Source organism: Stenotrophomonas sp. YJH_SMC_65 (genome assembly GCF_059369475.1).
The window spans coordinates 139002-152949 of record NZ_JCAFSR010000001.1 but is presented as its reverse complement, the minus strand read 5'-3'; the positions used below and the strand labels follow the sequence as shown (position 1 = coordinate 152949).

Sequence of the window (13948 nt, the reverse complement as noted above, 5' to 3'; positions counted from 1 at the left end):
CCATCGGAGACGCCATGCTATTCGAAACCCTCGCCACCACCGGCCACGAACAAGTGGTGTTCTGCCACAACCACGATGCCGGCCTGAAGGCGATCATCGCCATTCACAACACCACCCTGGGCCCGGCCCTGGGCGGCGTGCGCATGCGCCCCTACGCCAGCACCGACGAGGCACTGGCCGACGTGCTGCGGCTGAGCCGGACGATGACCTACAAGAATGCGCTGGCCGGCCTCAACGTCGGTGGCGGCAAGGCGGTGATCATCGGCGACCCGAAGGTGGACAAGACCGAGGTGCTGTTCCGCGCCTTCGGCCGTTACGTCGACTCGCTGGGCGGCCGCTACATCACCGCCGAAGACGTCGGCACCGACGTCAACGACATGGAGAACATCTACCTGGAGAGCCAGTTCGTGACCGGCGTGCACCAGGTCCATGGCGGCTCCGGCGATCCGGCCCCGTTCACCGCCTACGGTGCGCTGCAGGCGCTGATGGCGGCGATGCGCTTCAAGTTCGGCCACGAGGAAGTGGGCAAGACCAGCATCGCGGTGCAGGGCCTGGGCCACATCGGCATGGAGCTGGTGAAACTGCTGCGCGACCGCGGTGCCAAGCTGTATGTCACCGACCTGGACAGCGCACTGGTTGATCGCGCGGTCAGCGATTTCGGCGCCGAAGCGGTCAAGCCCGACGAGATCCACGAAGTGAACGCCGACGTGTTCGCACCGTGCGCGCTGGAAGGCGCCATCAACGCCGACACCCTGCCGCGGATCAAGGCCAAGATCATCTGCGGTACCGCCAACAACCAGCTGTCGAGCCTGGAAATCGGCGATGAACTGCACGCGCGCGGCATCCTGTATGCGCCGGACTATGCGGTCAACGCTGGCGGCGTGATGAACGTGTCGCTGGAGATCGATGGCTACAACCGCGAACGCGCGATGCGCCTGATCCGCAGCATCTATCACAACCTCACCCGCATCTTCGAACTGTCGCAGCGCGAGAACATCGCGCCGCAGCGTGCGGCCGACCGCATCGCCGAAAGCCGCATCCTGTCGATCGGCAAGCTGAAGATGCCGCTGGGCCGCAGCACCCCGCGCCTGGGCAACCTGCGCGGCGGCTGAGCCTGCCGATGTCGCGCCGGAGCTGACGTCCCGGCGCGACCTCCCGCTCAGAACCCGGTGCTGTAGCGCAGCGCCGCCTGGCGCGCGCCCTCGCCACCGACGCGCTGGTCGAAGCCCAGGCTCAGGCGGCCATTGCGGCCCCACCACGACTCCAGCGCCACGCCGAACAGCGCACTGCCACGCGGTGCGTCCCATCCCGCCAGGGGTGCCCAGGCATCGACACCAACGAAGCTGGCCTGCCAGTCCGCATCGGCACCGTCGAGCCGTTGCTGCCACTCGGCGTGCCCGCGCAGCGTCCAGCGCCCCCAGCCGCGCTCGCCGCGGATACCGGCCAGCATCTTGCTGCGCTGCACGCGGTTGGCGTCGCCACGCAGGCCGAAGCCGAAACCACCCAGCTCATTGAAGGCATCGGTATCCACGCGCGTGGTGCTGGCACCCAGATACGGTGTCAACGACGCGCCCGCGCGGCCAAAACGATAGCCGCCTTCGACGCTGGCACTGCTGAAGCGTCCGCCGTAACGTGCGGAAACACCATAGGCACCGGCACCCAGCAGCAACTGGCGATCCAGCGCACGGGTGAACTGGCCGCTGCCGACCTGCGCCAGCGCATAGCCCCGGCCCAGGTTCCAACCGGCGTACAACTGTGCCTGCGCCTGGCGATCACGCCCACGATCGCCGCCGAAGCTGCTGCCACCATTGCTGCGGGTCTCGCCAAAGGCCACGCCCATCAGCCCATTGCTGCCCAGCGGCAGGTCCTGGCCGGCCATCCAGCCACGGCTGTCGGCGGCATTGCCGGCAAAACTGCCCTGCCCGGCCTCACCGAGCGCGCTCTGCCAGGCCCCGCGCAGGCGCGGCGCCGCCTGCACGCGATCGAAGCGCTCGGCGATCGCACGGCGCGACATGTCGATGCTGTCGAAGGTGGCCGACTCGGCCCGCGCATGCGCCTGCCCGGACAGGCTCTGCAGGCTGGCTGCCAGGCCCTCGCTGCCACCGCCGGTCCACTGCAGCGCACCGGCCGCCGTGCCGAAGGCCGAGCCCTGCAGCGCAGGACTGCCATCGAGTGCGCTGAACGCACCTTCCAGTCGTTGCGCCGCGGACTGCGCCGAGGCCGCGAGCCCGGTCGCCGCCGCCGTCACGCTCACCTGGGTCAGGTTCAACCAGGCAGTGTTGCTGTCATAGCCATAGCTGCTCTGCAGCAGCGACAGGCCCTGCAGGCCGCTGGAGGAGGCCGGGCTGCTGAAGGTGCCGCTCAGGCCACCGGCCGCATGGACCAGGTCCTGGCGGCTGCCGTTCTGCGGCACGTAGCCGGAGACGAAGCCATGCACGCGCACGCCACCATTGATCGAGGCCGTGCCGGTCACCTGCAGCGCATTGGCACCGAGCGCGATCATCAACTGGCCACCCGCCTGCTGCGTGTAGTTGCCCTCGATGGTGCCGGTGGTGCTGCCGGTGGTCAGGAACACGCTGCTGCCGTTGACCACGTTGCCGATCACGCGCGGCGTGCCGCCATTGAACTGCAGGCCGGTCGAATCCGGGTCGGGCTGGCCGAGGATGGTCACGTTGGAACGGATGACACCGCCGTTCTGCAGCGACAGGATGCCGCGTTCGATGCGGGTGGCGCCGCTGTAGCTGTTGTTGCCTGCGAGCACCAGGGTGCCCCCGCCCTGCTTGACCAGGCCGCCGCTGCCGACGATGTCGTTGCTCCACAGCGAGCCGCTCGATGGCGCATCGACATTGGCCACTACATCACCCCAGTCGAAGCGGCCCGGGCCCTTGATCGCCCGCGAGATGTCGAGCAGGCCGTAGCCGAACACCGCATCCACGCCGGGCGCGCCGATGTCCTTGGCCGTGCCCAGCAGGGTCTGCCGCACCAGGTTGTTGTCGAAGTATGGGTAGCGCTGCCAGACCAGCGCGGCGGCGCCGGAGATCAACGGGGCGGCGAAGGACGTCCCGTAGTTCCAGTAGTAGGTGCTGCCATTGGCATCGGGATAGACCGCGCTGCCCGGCGCCGCCAGGCAATAGCGCGCCGCCTGCCCGCAGGCATTGGCGTAGCTGGCCAGCGTGCCCGGTGCATAGGGATCCACTGCGGTCGCCACCAGCCAACCGCGCTCCAGGTCGGCCGCCGGCAGCGAGCCGGCAACGCCCAGCTGGCTGGGCAGGGCGGCCAGGCTGCTCGGTTCGGTGCGCGCATCGTTGCCGGCCGCGAACACCACCAGGCCGCCATGGTTGATGACGAACGGACGGTACTCGGCCGCCACCTGCGCGGTGGTCGGCAGGTCGGTCCAGTACAGGCCGCCCCACGAGTTGTTCATCACCTTCACGTTGTAGCTGATCAGGTCCTGGTGGACCTGCGCCACGCCCAGCGGACCGCTGAAGGAATTGCCCTTGCCGCTGCCGTCATCGACCGGCGGCTTGTCGGCGATGATCCGCGCCGAAACGATCTGCGCACCGGGGGCGATGCCGCCCGGCCAGGTTCCCACCGGCGCGCCGGCGGCCAGGCTGGCTACCGCCGTGCCGTGGCCCACCACGTCGTCCACCAGCAGGTTGTTGCGCGCCGGATCGATGTAGTTGAGGTTGCCCACCACCCGCCCGTTCAATGCCGCTGCGTTGCGCTGCACGCCCGAGTCGACGATGCCGATGCGCACGCCCTGCCCGGTCAGGCCGGCGGCCTGTGCGGCACGCGCATTGGTCACTGACAGGTGCGCGTCGAAGGCCGGTTCCTGCGGCTTGGCCGGAGGCGGTGCCGTCGGAGGGGGCGTCGTTGGGGGTGTGGGGGTGGTCGGAGGGGGATCGATGCGGACATTGCCGCCGCCTCCGCCGCCGCCACATGCCGTCATTGCCATCGCCAGCGCCGTTGCCAGCGCGGACCTAACCATCGTCGTGCGTTCCATCGATTCCTTCCCATGAACGTTGACCTGCCTACATCCCGGCAGGCGTGCGGTGCCGCCCAGCGGCGGCCCTCCCCGACCCTCTATACTTGGGCCGACCCCCACGCAGTCTGCCGGGAAACCGGGGCGCTTCCAACGTCCGCGGTCTCCTTTCCGAACATTGCTTACGCATCAACGAGATTGCCATGTCCAACATCGTCATCGCCGCCGCCAAGCGCACCGCCATCGGCTCCTTCCTCGGCCAGTTCAACGGCGTGCCGACCCCCACCCTCGGCGCGGCCGCCATCGCTGCCGCCCTGGAACAGTCGGGCGTACCGGCCAGCGACGTCTCCGAGGTCCTCATGGGCTGCGTGCTGCCGGCCAACCTCGGCCAGGCGCCCGCCCGCCAGGCGGCGATCGCCGCCGGCATTCCGCTGTCGACCGGCGCCACCACCCTCAACAAGGTGTGCGGCTCGGGCATGAAGACCATCATGCTCGGCCATGACCTGATCAAGGCCGGTTCGGCCAGCATCGTGGTCGCCGGTGGCATGGAATCGATGTCCAACGCCCCGCACCTGCTGCCGAACTCCCGTACCGGCAACCGCTTCGGCAACTTCCAGGCGGTCGACCACATGGCCCACGACGGCCTGGTCAACGCCTATGACGGCAAGGCCATGGGCGAATTCGCCGAATGCGCCGTGGACAAGTACCAGTTCAGCCGCGAGGAGCAGGACGCCTACGCGATCGAATCGGTCAAGCGCGCGCAGGCCGCACAGGCCAACGGTGCGTTCGCCGACGAGATCGTCGCGGTGAAGGTAGCCACCCGCAAGGGTGACGTCGAGGTCGCCACCGACGAGCAGCCGGGGCGCTCGGATATCGCCAAGATCCCGACCCTGCGCCCGGCCTTCAAGAAGGACGGCAGCGTCACCGCCGCCAGTTCCTCCAGCATCTCCGACGGCGCCGCCGCGGTGGTCCTGCTGACCGAGGAAGACGCGGCCGCCCGTGGCATCACTCCGCTGGCCCGCATCGTCGGCCACGCCACCCATTCGCAGGAACCGGAGTGGTTCACCACCGCCCCGATCGGCGCGATCCACACGCTGCTGGCCAAGACCGGCTGGTCGCTGGACCAGATCGACCTGTTCGAGATCAACGAGGCCTTTGCCGTGGTGGCAATGGCGCCGATGCGTGAGCTGGGCATCCCGCACGACAAGCTGAACGTGAATGGCGGTGCCTGCGCGCTGGGTCATCCCATCGGTGCCTCCGGTGCACGCCTGGTGGTGACCCTGGTCAACGCCCTGCGCACGCGCGGTGGCAAGCGCGGCATTGCCACCCTGTGCATCGGTGGCGGCGAAGCAACGGCAATCGCCATCGAATTGATTTAAAAAGATTTAACGATGATTTCGCAAAAATGAATGCGGGATCGCTTGACACCCAATCTTGGCTTGTCATCATGTTGTCGGCGCGCAGCATGCGCGTTGCCTAATTCTAACGACGAGGATTTACACAATGAGCATCAACAAGCTGCTGGTCGCGATGTCCCTGGCTCTGGCCCTGGCCGCCTGCTCGAAGCAGGAAGCTGCCCAGGACGCCGCTGCTTCGGCCAACGAAGCCGCCACCGAAGCCCAGGCTGCTGCCGACCAGGCCGCCGCTGCCGGCGCCCAGACCGCCGACGCTGCCCAGCAGGCTGCCAACACCGCCGCCACCGCTGCTGACGCTGCGACCGACGCTGCTGCCAACACCGCTGCTGCCGCGACCGACGCTGCTGCTGGCGAAGCCAAGGACGCTGCCAAGGCTGCCGAAGCTACCGCTGAGCAGGCCAAGGACGCTGCTGAAGAAGCCAAGAAGTAATAACTTCTTTCTTCACGCTGTTCCGGAAAAGCCGCTGGTTCGCCAGCGGCTTTTTCTTTGCGCCACTGCGACCTCGCGGCGCGGGCATCGCGACCCCGCCTTCACAACGGCATGAATAGGCTGGCGTCCCCATCCATTGCAGTACCGGAGACCGCCATGAAGATTCGCCCGATCACCACCACCCTGCTGGCCGCCTCCCTGCTGCTGGCCCTGGCCGCCTGCAAGGGCCCGGAAGCCGAACAGGCCAAGCAGGACGCGCAGCAGGCCGCTGACAGCGCCGGCGCGGCTGCCCGCGATGCCGTCGACAAGGCGGCAGAAGCTACCCGTGACGCCGCCGACAAGACCGCTGCAGCCTCCGAGCAGGCCGCCGCCGATACCCAGCAGGCGCTGGACAAGGCTGCAGACGCCACCGCCAACGCTGCCGACAAGGCCAAGGACGCCGCAACCGACGCCGCCGCACACGCCAGCGACGCGACTGCCAACGCCGCACAGAAGGTGGCCGACAAGGCCCGCGATGTTGCCAATGACGCGAAGGCGAACGCCGCCAAGGAAGAAGCCAAGCACTGAGGCGTGCCGGCAGCCAGGCATGGGCCCGGCGCTACAGGAAAAGCCGCGGCACTGCCGCGGCTTTTCTGCTTTTCGCTTTGCGTTTTTTCCGTTGATTCCGTGGTGGGCGCTCCTACGGCAGCGCGCGCACCAGCATCGCCGACAGATCCACGCCCGTCGGCAGGGTCCCGAACACCAGCCCATGCTCCGCTTGCAGCCGGCTGCGCACGAACGCCTCTGCCATCGGACTTTGCGCACGCAACAGCAGCGCGGCCTGCAACAACAGCACTGTGCGCTCGCAGAACAGCCGCGCCTGCGACTCATCCGGTGGCGGTGCTGCTGCCCACCGCTGCAAAGCCGCTGCGTAGCGCGCATCACGATCGGCCACCGCCGCCAGTTCAGCGCGCAGCGCCGCCAGCGCCTCCGGTTCGCGCGCCAGCGCGCGCAGCACGTCCAGACACTGGATGTTGCCGCTTCCTTCCCAGATCGAATTCAACGGTGCCTGCCGGTACAGCCGCGGCAGCATCGATTCCTCCACATAGCCCGCGCCGCCCAGGCATTCCTGTGCTTCATTGACGAAGGCCGGCGCGCGCTTGCACAACCAGTACTTGCCCAGCGCCGTCCCCACACGCGCCAACGCGGCTTCGTTGGCATCCACGCCGGCCCGGTCCACCGCACGCGCGATGCGCATCGACAGCACTGTGGCCGCTTCCGACTCCAGTGCCAGGTCGGCCAGCACATTGGTCATCAACGGGTGCTCGACCAGCAGCTTGCCGAACGTGCGGCGATGACGTGCGTGATGCAGCGCCTGCGCCAGCGCCATGCGCATTTCCGCCGCCGCGCCCAGCATGCAGTCCAGGCGGGTCATCATCACCATGCCGATGATGGTGGCCACGCCCCGCCCCTCCTCGCCCACGCGCCACGCCTGTGCCCCGCAGAACTCGACTTCGCTGGAGGCATTGGCCCAATCGCCAAGCTTGTCCTTCAAGCGCATCAACCGGAATGCGTTGCGGTCGCCGTCGGCCAGCCGGCGCGGCATCAGCAGGCAGGTCAGTCCTCCCGGCGCCTGCGCCAGCACCAGGAAGCCATCGCACATCGGTGCGGAAAAGAACCACTTGTGACCGACCAGGCGATAGCGCTCGCCATCGATCGGTTCAGCGCGCGTGCTGTTGGCACGCACATCCGAGCCTCCCTGCTTCTCGGTCATGCCCATGCCCAGCGTGATGCCGGCCTTGTCCGCCACCGGTACATCGCGCGGATCATAGACCGGCGCTGCGGCCTTGCGCGCCCACTCGGCCAGGTGCGGCTGCGTGTGCAGCACCGCAACTGCCGCATGGGTCATCGTCAACGGGCAACTGGTGCCGGCCTCGGCCTGGTGGTGCAGGTAGCTCAACACCGCGCGCGCGACATGCCCGCCCGGTTGCGGCTCGTGCCAGGACAACCCGGCGACCCCGTGCGATTTCGCTGTGCCCATCAACTGGTGATAGGCCGGATGGAACTCCACCGTATCGATGCGATGGCCCTGCGCATCATGCGTGCGCAGGCGCGGCCGATCGCGGTTGGCATCGAAGCCGAGCCGGTACAGTTCGTCACCCGCCAGCGCACCATAGACCGCCAGCCGCGGCGCGAAGCCGCCAGCGCCTTCGCGCTGCACCGCCTCCATCAGCGCCACGTCATCGGTCCACAACTGGCGCCCCGCGAACGACGGCGGCTGGTTCAGCACCACATGGGTTTCGTAGGGCGCATTGCTGCTGAAGCTGGGTCCACTCATCCGGTCCGTCCTGGCGGCAAGAGATCTGCGGTTCGATTGTGCCGCATCGCCTGCCAAGCCCGTGTTCAGGCCGATTCTCACCCTGTGCACGAGCGGTCGGCCACAGTGACCGCATGGCAGTCAATGACGATCTGGTGGTCCTGCGCCCAGAAGGGCTGTACTGCGCCGCCGGTGATTTCCACATCGATCCCTGGCGACCGGTCCCGCGCGCGGTCATCACCCATGGCCACGGCGATCACGCACGCCCGGGCATGGGCGAGTACCACTGCAGCGACGGCAGCCTGCCGATCCTGCGCTGGCGCCTGGGCGATGTGCCGGTGCAGGCGCATGCCGAGGGCGTGCCGTTCCGCCTGGGCCGGGTGCAGGTATCGCTGCATCCCGCCGGCCATGTACTGGGGTCTTCGCAGGTGCGCATCGACGACGGGCAGCAGGTCTGGGTGGCGTCCGGCGACTACAAGCGCCAGCCTGATCCAACCTGTGCGCCGTTCGAAGTGGTGCCCTGCGATACCTTCATCACCGAGGCCACCTTTGCCCTGCCGATCTATCGTTGGCCGGACACGCCCACCGTCGCTGCGGAGATCGTGGCGTGGCGCCGCGAATGCGAACAGCGCGGCGAAGCTGCCATCCTGCTGTGCTATGCACTGGGCAAGGCGCAGCGGGTACTGGCCGAACTGCTGCCGCTGGACGATCGCCCGGCCTGGCTGCACGGTGCCATCGCCAATGGTGTGGAGGTGTATCGGCAGGCCAACGTGCCAATGCTGGAGACGCTGGCGGTGGCCGAGCAGGGTCGCCAGCCGGATGCCGCCGGCCAGTTGATCCTCGCCCCGCCCTCGGCCGCCGGCACACCGTGGATGCGCCGCTTCGGCCGCTACCAGCTGGGCTTCGCCTCGGGCTGGATGCAGCTGCGCGGCAACCGGCGTCGCCGCAACGTCGATCGTGGCTTCGTCATTTCCGATCACGCCGATTGGCCCGCACTGCTGCAGACCATCGAACAGACCGGCGCGCAGCGGGTGATCGCCACCCATGGCAATACCGATGCGTTGATTCCCTTCCTGCGAGAGCGCGGCGTAGCGGCTGAAGCCTTCCGTACCGATTTCGGGAGCGAGGAATGAAGGCCTTCGCGGCGCTCTACCAGCGCCTGGACCGCAGCACCGCCACGCTGGACAAGCGTGCGGCATTGATCGATTACTTCCGCCAGGCAGGCGCGCACGATGCGGCGTGGGCGCTGTACCTGCTCAGCGGTGGCAAGGTGGGCGGCGCACGCCGCAAGATCGCCGCCAGTGGCGAACTGCGCGCCTGGATTGCCGAAGAATCCGGCTTGCCGCCATGGCTGGTGGAAGACAGCTATGCGCAGGTCGGTGACTTGGCCGAAACGTTGACCCTGCTGCTGGATGATCCATCCCAGCCGGCCGCCGACCGTGCGTTGGCGGATTGGATCGAACAGCATCTGCTGGCGGTGGCCAACCAGCCCGAAGCGGTACGCCGTGCGGCGGTCGTCGCGGGCTGGCAGCAGCTGTGCAGCAGCGAACGCCTGGTGTTCAACAAGCTGCTGACCGGCGCCCTGCGCGTTGGCGTCTCGCAGCGGCTGGTGCAGCAGGCACTGGCGGAGTGGTCCGGCCTGGACATCGCGCGCATCGCCCAGCGCATGCTTGGCGAGTGGGTGCCCTCGCCCGCACTGCTGGGCCAGCTGCTGTCGCCGGATGAGCTGCCACTGGACCGGCAGCAACCCTACCCGTTCTTCCTCGCCTCACCACTGGAAGGCGATCCTGCCGAACGCCTCGGCCCCATCGAAGATTGGCTGCTGGAATGGAAGTGGGATGGCATCCGCCTGCAGCTGCTGCGCCGGCGCGGCGAGGTCGCATTGTGGTCACGCGGCGAAGAGCGGCTGGATGGTCGCTTCCCCGAAATCGAACAGGCGGCGATGGCGCTTCCCGATGGCTGCGTGCTGGACGGAGAGCTGCTGGCCTGGGACGAAGCCACGGACCTGCCGCGTGCATTCACCGCGCTGCAGACCCGCATCCAGCGCCGCAAGCCCGGTGCGGCTACCCTGCGCAACACGCCGGTGCGCGTGCTCGCCTATGACCTGCTGGAACACGATGGCGCGGACCTGCGTGAGTTGCCGTTGCGGGAACGGCGTGCACGGCTTGCCGACGTCGTCGGTGCCCTGGGTGATGTACGGATCCAGCTCTCACCCGACGTTGCCGCCGAAGACTGGCCGCAGGCGGCGGCGATGCGCGATGTGGCACGCGAACGTGGCGTGGAAGGGCTGATGCTGAAACGTCGTGCCTCGCCCTACCAGGCCGGGCGACGCCGCGGTGACTGGTGGAAATGGAAGGTCGATCCGCTCACCGTCGATGCAGTGCTCCTGTACGCGCAGGCTGGCCATGGGCGGCGCAGCACGTTGTACACCGACTACACCTTCGGCGTCTGGGACGGCGACACGCTGGTACCGGTGGCCAAGGCCTATTCGGGCCTGGATGACAAGGAGATCCTCGCGCTTGATCGCTGGATCCGCGCCAATACCCGCGAGCGCTTTGGCCCGGTGCGCAGCGTACGCCCCGAACACGTCTTCGAACTGGGCTTCGAGGCGGTCAACCGCAGCAGCCGGCACAAGTCCGGTATCGCCGTACGCTTTCCACGCATCCTGCGCTGGCGCCACGACAAGCCAGCCAGCGAGGCCGATCAGCTGGCTACCCTGCAGGCGCTGGCGCGATGAACCGCAGCCAGGCACTACGCCGGCTGGAAGACTGGTTCGCGTCGAAAGGCTGGCGCTCGTTGCCGTTCCAGCGCGCGATGTGGCGGCACTATCTCGCCGGCGGATCCGGGTTGCTGCACACGCCCACAGGCAGCGGCAAGACACTGGCGATGTTCGGGGGACCGCTGCTGCAGGCCATGATCGACCCACCGCCTTCGCCCCGCCGCGCCGGTGCGGTACGCCCGCTGCAGGTGCTGTGGGTGACGCCCTTGCGCGCGTTGGCCAGCGACACCGCGCGTGCGCTGCAGGCCGTGGTCGATGGGTTGCAGCTTGGATGGCGTGTCGGCCTGCGCAGCGGTGACGCCAGCAACCGCGAACGACGACAGGCACGCGAGGGCCGCATCGACGTACTGGTCACGACGCCGGAATCGCTGGCGCTGCTGTTGAGCTATCCGGATACGCTGCCGCGCATGCGCCAGCTGCGCTGCGTGGTGGTGGACGAATGGCACGAACTGCTGGGCAACAAGCGCGGTGTCCTGCTGCAGTTGAATCTGGCCGTGCTGCGCGATGCCGCGCCGGCATTGCAGCTGTGGGGGCTGTCGGCCACGCTGGGCAATCTGGATGAGGCGCGCGACGTGCTGCTGCCCGGACAGCCCGACGCGCCGATCGTGCAGGGCGTGCGCCCGCGTGCGACCACGGTGCGCAGCCTGCTGCCCGAACCCGGTGAACGCTTTCCCTGGGCCGGGCACCTGGGCCTGGCCCAACTGCCGCGGGTGCTGGACGCATTGATGCAGGCACGCAGCAGCCTGCTCTTCACCAACACCCGTGCACAGGCAGAACTGTGGCATCAGGCGCTGGCGTCGGTCTGGCCCGAGGAACACGACACGCTTGCGCTGCACCACGGTTCGCTGGATCCGGCGCTGCGCCAGCAGGTGGAGGACGGGCTGCGTGCAGGAACGCTGCGCTGCGTGGTCGCCACCTCCAGCCTCGACCTCGGCGTGGACTTTCCCGAGGTCGAACAGGTACTGCAGCTGGGCAGCCCGAAGGGCGTCGCCCGCCTGCGCCAGCGCGCCGGACGTGCGCGCCATCGTCCCGGTGCCAGTGGCGCGATCCTCTGCGTGCCGAGCCATGCGCTGGAACTGGCCGAGTACGCAGCCGTGCGTCGCGCACTGGCCGAAGGCGTGGTCGAAGCACGCAGGCCGCCGATGCTGTCGCTGGACGTTCTGGCCCAGCATGCGGTCAGCCGTGCCCTGGCCGGTGGCTTCCACGGGGATGCGCTGCTGGCGCAGGTCCGGCGCACCCATGCGTTCGCATCCCTGGCCGAGGACCAGTGGCAGGCCGTGCTGACTTTCATCGTGCAGGGGGGCCAGGCCCTGGCCCAGTACCCTGACTTCCACAAGGTCGTGCAGGACGCCGATGGCCGCTACCGGATGCACGACCGGCGCCAGGCACTACGCCACCGGCTGTCGATCGGCACCATCAGCAGCGATGGCAGCGTGCGCGTGCAGTTCCTGCGCGGGGCCGGCCTCGGCGCCGTGGAGGAACAGTTCGCCAGCCGCCTGCGCCGCGGAGACCGCTTCCAGTTCGCCGGGCGCCTGCTGGAGCTGGTGCAGCTGCGCGACATGACCGCCTTCGTGCGGCTGGCACGAGGGCGCGGTGAAGGTGTCGTGCCCCGCTGGCAGGGAGGCCAGCTGCCGCTGTCGATGGCACTGGGCAGCGAACTGGAGTCGGTGCTGTCAGGCGCCGACGACAGCGCGGAAGCCCGCTGGCTGGCACCGCTGCTGGCACTTCAGCAGCAGGTGTCGGCGCTTCCCGGCCCGGACCACGTGCTGCTGGAGGACGTACGCCGCCGCGAAGGCCAGTTCCTCTTCGTCTATCCCTTCGCCGGACGCCACGTGCACGAGGCGCTGGCCGCCCTGTTGGCACTGCGCTGCACCCGCCAGCAACGCAACAGCATCGGCTATGCCGTGAATGATCACGGCCTGGCGCTGGCACCGGCGCAGGCGATCGACCTGGACGCGGCGCAATGGCATGCGTTGTTCACCACCGATCAGCTGCTGGACGATCTGCGTGCGGCGGTGAACCTGGGCGAGCTTGCGCGGCGCCAGTTCCGTGGCATCGCGCGCGTCGCAGGCCTGCTGGTACCCAGCCTGCCGGGGGGCATGCCGCGATCGCTGCGCCAGCTGCAGGCCTCGGCGGGCCTGCTGTATGACGTATTGCGCGAGCATGACCCCGAGCACCTGCTGCTGGCGCTGGCCGAACGCGAAGTGCTGCATGACAGCCTCGACCTGCCGGGGCTACGCCAGGTGCTGGTCCGGATCGGCGCGCGACGCATGTCGATGCAGCGCCCTGCATCGCTGACGCCCCTGGGCTTTCCACTGTGGGCCGAACGCCTGCGCGGACAGTTCAGCAACGAGGACTGGCGTACCCGCGTGCAACGCGCGGCCCAGCAGCTGGAACGTCGCCATGGCCGATGAAATACCACTGCTGCTTGCCGGCGAACCGGTGACCCTGGCGGGCGCACGCGCACTCTACTGGCCGGCGCGGCAGGCGCTGCTGATCGCGGACCTGCACCTGGGCAAGGCCGATGTGTTCCGCCGCGCCGGCATCGCGCTGCCCAGCGGCGGAACCGGCGAAGACCTGCAACGCCTGCAGGGTCTGCTGGACAGGCACGCCTGCCGCGAACTGTGGATCCTGGGCGACATCCTGCATGGGCCGGCGCATCGCGCCGCCTGGTACCAGCAATGGCTCGGCTGGCGCGAACGCAACACCGCACTGGACGTGCATGTCCTGCGCGGAAATCATGACCGGCAGCTACCGCATGCCCAGCTGCAGGTGCAGATCCACGAGGAGGTGCGGCTGGCGCCGTTCCTGCTGCGACATGAACCGTGCGCAGATCCGGCGTGGCACGTAGTCGCAGGCCACCTGCATCCGCAGGTCGCACTGCCCGCATTGCGCCGGCGCTTCCCGGCCTTCTGGCTGCGCGAGCGGATGACGGTCCTGCCGGCCTTTTCTGCGTTCACCGCCGGAATCGTGCCTGCTCCCGCCAGCGGCGAACAGATGATCGCCTGCGTGGAAAACGGCCTGGTGGAACTGCCAGTGGCTTGAA

At 68.5% G+C, this 13948-nt stretch carries 10 protein-coding genes; 8 read left to right on the top strand and 2 right to left on the bottom strand.

The window, feature by feature from the left end; all coding sequences use genetic code 11:
* Positions 1–14: 14 nt before the first annotated feature.
* Entirely contained in the window at positions 15–1112 is a 1098-nt protein-coding gene (locus tag AC5P7A_RS00645; protein ID WP_008264553.1) for a Glu/Leu/Phe/Val dehydrogenase dimerization domain-containing protein, read from the top strand.
* A 47-nt stretch (positions 1113–1159) separates the two neighbouring features.
* Here AC5P7A_RS00645 and AC5P7A_RS00640 read toward each other — a convergent pair whose 3' ends face one another.
* Positions 1160–4003: a S8 family serine peptidase gene (locus tag AC5P7A_RS00640; RefSeq protein WP_445978779.1), complete on the bottom strand. Its 2844-nt coding sequence runs from the start codon at positions 4001–4003 to the stop codon at positions 1160–1162.
* Positions 4004–4185: 182 nt separating this feature from the next.
* Here AC5P7A_RS00640 and AC5P7A_RS00635 point away from each other — a divergent pair, with 182 nt between their 5' ends.
* From AC5P7A_RS00635 to AC5P7A_RS00625, 3 genes are all read left to right on the top strand, one after another.
* On the top strand, positions 4186–5361 hold the full coding sequence (locus AC5P7A_RS00635) for a thiolase family protein (RefSeq protein ID WP_014647981.1): 1176 nt from the start codon (positions 4186–4188) through the stop codon (positions 5359–5361).
* A 124-nt stretch (positions 5362–5485) separates the two neighbouring features.
* A complete protein-coding gene (locus tag AC5P7A_RS00630) occupies positions 5486–5827 on the top strand; it encodes a hypothetical protein (RefSeq protein ID WP_005418203.1) in 342 nt (113 codons plus the stop codon).
* Positions 5828–5983: 156 nt separating this feature from the next.
* The gene (locus AC5P7A_RS00625) at positions 5984–6394 is read left to right on the top strand and encodes a hypothetical protein (RefSeq protein WP_014647982.1); all 411 of its coding nucleotides are present in this window, start codon (positions 5984–5986) and stop codon (positions 6392–6394) included.
* 112 nt (positions 6395–6506) lie between these two features.
* On the opposite strand, the gene AC5P7A_RS00620 is transcribed toward AC5P7A_RS00625, so the two are convergent.
* Positions 6507–8144, bottom strand: a complete 1638-nt coding sequence (locus AC5P7A_RS00620) for an acyl-CoA dehydrogenase family protein (protein ID WP_046431928.1) — start codon at positions 8142–8144, stop codon at positions 6507–6509.
* Between the two features lie 113 nt (positions 8145–8257).
* On the opposite strand from AC5P7A_RS00620, the gene AC5P7A_RS00615 reads away from it, so the two are divergent.
* From AC5P7A_RS00615 to pdeM, 4 genes are read left to right on the top strand one after another with little or no spacing between them, the layout of a single operon-like run.
* Positions 8258–9256: a ligase-associated DNA damage response exonuclease gene (locus AC5P7A_RS00615; RefSeq protein WP_046431930.1), complete on the top strand. Its 999-nt coding sequence runs from the start codon at positions 8258–8260 to the stop codon at positions 9254–9256.
* Positions 9253–10860: an ATP-dependent DNA ligase gene (locus tag AC5P7A_RS00610; RefSeq protein WP_495219802.1), complete on the top strand. Its 1608-nt coding sequence runs from the start codon at positions 9253–9255 to the stop codon at positions 10858–10860. Before AC5P7A_RS00615 ends, AC5P7A_RS00610 begins: the two co-directional genes overlap by 4 nt.
* On the top strand, positions 10857–13316 hold the full coding sequence (locus tag AC5P7A_RS00605) for a ligase-associated DNA damage response DEXH box helicase (RefSeq protein ID WP_495219801.1): 2460 nt from the start codon (positions 10857–10859) through the stop codon (positions 13314–13316). The genes AC5P7A_RS00610 and AC5P7A_RS00605 overlap by 4 nt, the downstream gene beginning before the upstream one ends.
* Entirely contained in the window at positions 13306–13947 is a 642-nt protein-coding gene (pdeM, locus tag AC5P7A_RS00600) for a ligase-associated DNA damage response endonuclease PdeM (RefSeq protein ID WP_032959004.1), read from the top strand. Before AC5P7A_RS00605 ends, pdeM begins: the two co-directional genes overlap by 11 nt.
* Position 13948 lies beyond the last annotated feature (1 nt).

Excerpts from the sequence above, each read along its gene's own strand:
- AC5P7A_RS00625 (WP_014647982.1), top strand. The coding sequence starts at position 5,984 with ATGAAGATTCGCCCGATCACCACCACCCTGCTGGCCGCCTCCCTGCTG.
- pdeM (WP_032959004.1), top strand. The coding sequence starts at position 13,306 with ATGGCCGATGAAATACCACTGCTGCTTGCCGGCGAACCGGTGACCCTG.
- AC5P7A_RS00615 (WP_046431930.1), top strand. The coding sequence starts at position 8,258 with ATGGCAGTCAATGACGATCTGGTGGTCCTGCGCCCAGAAGGGCTGTAC.
- AC5P7A_RS00620 (WP_046431928.1), bottom strand. The coding sequence starts at position 8,144 with ATGAGTGGACCCAGCTTCAGCAGCAATGCGCCCTACGAAACCCATGTG.
- AC5P7A_RS00630 (WP_005418203.1), top strand. The coding sequence starts at position 5,486 with ATGAGCATCAACAAGCTGCTGGTCGCGATGTCCCTGGCTCTGGCCCTG.
- AC5P7A_RS00605 (WP_495219801.1), top strand. The coding sequence starts at position 10,857 with ATGAACCGCAGCCAGGCACTACGCCGGCTGGAAGACTGGTTCGCGTCG.
- AC5P7A_RS00635 (WP_014647981.1), top strand. The coding sequence starts at position 4,186 with ATGTCCAACATCGTCATCGCCGCCGCCAAGCGCACCGCCATCGGCTCC.
- AC5P7A_RS00645 (WP_008264553.1), top strand. The coding sequence starts at position 15 with ATGCTATTCGAAACCCTCGCCACCACCGGCCACGAACAAGTGGTGTTC.
- AC5P7A_RS00640 (WP_445978779.1), bottom strand. The coding sequence starts at position 4,003 with ATGGAACGCACGACGATGGTTAGGTCCGCGCTGGCAACGGCGCTGGCG.
- AC5P7A_RS00610 (WP_495219802.1), top strand. The coding sequence starts at position 9,253 with ATGAAGGCCTTCGCGGCGCTCTACCAGCGCCTGGACCGCAGCACCGCC.